At 72.7% G+C, this 2,595-nt stretch carries 2 protein-coding genes and 1 pseudogene; 1 reads left to right on the forward strand and 2 read right to left on the reverse strand.

What is annotated here, in order from left to right; genetic code table 11:
* A pseudogene (locus AX737_RS34865) lies at positions 1-206 on the forward strand (metallophosphoesterase); the annotation flags it as partial.
* Positions 207-564: 358 nt separating this feature from the next.
* On the opposite strand, the gene AX737_RS34870 reads toward AX737_RS34865, so the two are convergent.
* Both AX737_RS34870 and AX737_RS24955 read right to left on the reverse strand, forming a co-directional pair.
* A complete protein-coding gene (locus AX737_RS34870) occupies positions 565-723 on the reverse strand; it encodes a hypothetical protein (protein ID WP_197430715.1) in 159 nt (52 codons plus the stop codon).
* Between the two features lie 255 nt (positions 724-978).
* Complete coding sequence (locus tag AX737_RS24955) at positions 979-2,523, reverse strand: acetolactate synthase large subunit (RefSeq protein WP_066926054.1); 1,545 nt, start codon at positions 2,521-2,523, stop codon at positions 979-981.
* Positions 2,524-2,595 lie beyond the last annotated feature (72 nt).

A 2,595-nucleotide genomic window follows, 5' to 3' on the forward strand; every position in this document is an offset into this window, starting at 1 on the left:
GCAGGCGGGTTCCGGTCGTCGGCACCGCCTCGGCCTCGGCCCGGCCCGGCGCGCACGGGCCCTCGCCCGCGCGGCGCGCGGCCTACCTGCTGTTCAGCTTCGAGCGGGCGGGCGACCGGCACGTGATCTCGGCCCGGCAGCGCGGCCTCGACGCGGAGGGGAATGTCGGCGATCTCGGCGCGCTCGCGCTCGACGGGGCGGTCTGAGGTCGCGGTCTCCAAGCGCTTGGACAGCCGACCCGAAGGGCGCAATAGCCACGCCGCGCCCCCTCTCCCGCACGGGCTACCGTATTACATATCTCGGATGGCACACGCGCAGTCCCCCTCCCCCGCAGAGGGGGGAAGGAGAGCGCCGAGAGCATCAGTAGGCGTTGTGGGAATCCGGTAGCCCGCGCGGAAGAGGAGACCCGCGCCTGATCCGGGCGGGGTTCAGACTTGCGGCCACAGACAATCGCCGGGCCCTACAGGAGAAGAGTGGCGCGGTTCGCACCGCACATCCGAAACGATTATCGGGGCTCGTGGCAGGGTTGCGGCGCCGCCTCTCGCGCGGCGCCGCGGGCGGCCGTTAGGCGCCCGCCGTGATGAAGCCCTGCTGCTGGCGGGCGATGCTCGCCTCGTAGCGCTCGGCCTGCAGGCGGGTCAGGCCGGAGATCAACGCCGTCATGCCGCGGTAAACAGTATAGGTTCCGTCCTGGGTCGGGCGAACGCGAATCATCTCGGACATCGGAGCCATCCTGTGTTGGGTCATTGCCTCTGGACGACGATTCTCTTCCAACGCGCCGTGCGCGAAGGAATAATTCTCCTCCTGTCTCCTTGAAGCGGCTTGCGAGGCTGCGACGTTAACGCATCGAAACCTCTGCGCAAGTGATTCGCGGACGTTCTGCGTAAGTATTTCTGCTGCGGCGCAGTATAGGCGCCGCACGCGTCTGCGAGGCAAGTCTAAACCGGCTTTCGTGACGCCCCGGCGACGGGCGCGCGCCTACAGCGCCACCTCGATCAGGAAGGGACCCCGCCGCGCCAGCGCGTGCCGGAACACGTCGGTGAAGGCCTCCAGCGTCTCGACGCGGCGGCCTTCCACGCCGTAGCCGCGGGCGAGGCTGACCCAGTCCACCGGCGGGTCGTCGAGCGAGAGCATGCCGAGCGCCTTCGGGCCGGGGTTGCGCGCACCCACGTTGGCAAGCTCGCCCCGCAGGATCGCGTAGGCACGGTTCGACCAGATCAGCGTCACCACGTCGAGGCGTTCGCGCGCCTGGGTCCAGAGGGCCTGGGCGGTGTAGAGGGCGCTGCCGTCGGCCTGCAGCCCGATCACCTTGCGGCCGCGCGCCGCCACTGCGGCGCCGGTCGCCATCGGGATGCCGAGGCCGATCGCGCCGCCGGAGAGCTGGAGCCAGCTGTGCGGCGCGGCGCCGTGTGTGGCGCCGAAGAAGTTGCGCCCCGTCGTCAGCGACTCGTCGCAGACCACCGCCCCCTCCGGGATCAGCGCGCCGAGCACCCGGCCGATCGTGTCGTCGCCGAGCGGCCCGCTGGTCGGAAGCTCCGGGCGCGGCGGCACGGCCAGATCGATCTCCGCCGGCGCGCCGACCGCCTCGGCGAGACGCTCCAGCGCCTCGATCTGGTCCTCCTCGGGGGCGGCCAGCATCACCGTCTCGCAATCGGGATGGGTGAGCACGCTCGGCTTGCCCGGATAGGCGAAGAAGCCGACCGGGCGCGTGGCGCCGACGAGGACGACGCGCCGGTAGGGCGCCAGCACCGCGATCGCCTGATCGATCGGGTAGGGCAGCCGCTCGATCGGCACCTCGCCCGCGCCGCGGTCGATCCGGGCGTTGGAGGTCATGGCGAGCAGCCTCGCCCCGGTCTTGCGCGCGATCCGGGCCGCGATGCGCTTTCCCGCGCCACGCAGGGCCCGGTCGCCGAGATGCAGCAGGGCCGGCTCGCCGCTCCTGAGCGCCCGCGCCGCCTCGGCGACCGCCTCGTCGCCCGCCCGCGCCCGCTCCGGGACGGGCGGGACCAGGGCGATGCCGGAGCCCGGCTGCCAGGCGGTGTCGGCGGGCAGGATCAGGGTGGCGATCCGCCCCGGCGCGGTGCGGGCGGCGGCGATCGCCGCGGCGCCGTCGGCCGCGATCTCGGTCGCGCTCGTGCCCGTGCGGGTCCAGGCGGAGACGGTGGCGGCGAGCCCCTCGATGTCGGAGGTCAGCGGCGCGTCGTACGCGCGATGGTCGGTCGCGTGCTCGCCCACGATGTTGACGACCATCGAGCGGGCGCGGCGGGCGTTGTGGAGGTTGGCCCAGCCGTTGGCGAGACCGGGGCCGAGATGGAGCAGCGTCGAGGCGGGCTTGTCGGCGACGCGGCTGTAGCCGTCCGCCGCACCCGTCGCCCCGCCCTCGAACAGGAACAGCACGCAGGCCATGCCCTCGACCCGGTCGAGGGCAGCCACGAAATGCATCTCCGAGGTGCCCGGATTGGTGAAGCAGACCTCGACGCCGCCCGCCACCAGGGTGCGCACGAGGCTCTCGGCCCCGTTCATCGGCTCGGACACGGCAGGGCACTCCTCGCGCCGGCTGGGCCGGCCTCAGGTCGCATGGTGGCGCGGCGGGGC

This window comes from Methylobacterium sp. CCH5-D2, from assembly GCF_001556475.1.
Classification (GTDB): domain Bacteria; phylum Pseudomonadota; class Alphaproteobacteria; order Rhizobiales; family Beijerinckiaceae; genus Methylobacterium; species Methylobacterium hispanicum.

What these genes read in the sequence shown, in the direction of transcription:
- AX737_RS34870 (WP_197430715.1), bottom strand. Translation starts at nt 723, where the DNA reads ATGTCCGAGATGATTCGCGTTCGCCCGACCCAGGACGGAACCTATACT.
- AX737_RS24955 (WP_066926054.1), bottom strand. Translation starts at nt 2,523, where the DNA reads ATGAACGGGGCCGAGAGCCTCGTGCGCACCCTGGTGGCGGGCGGCGTC.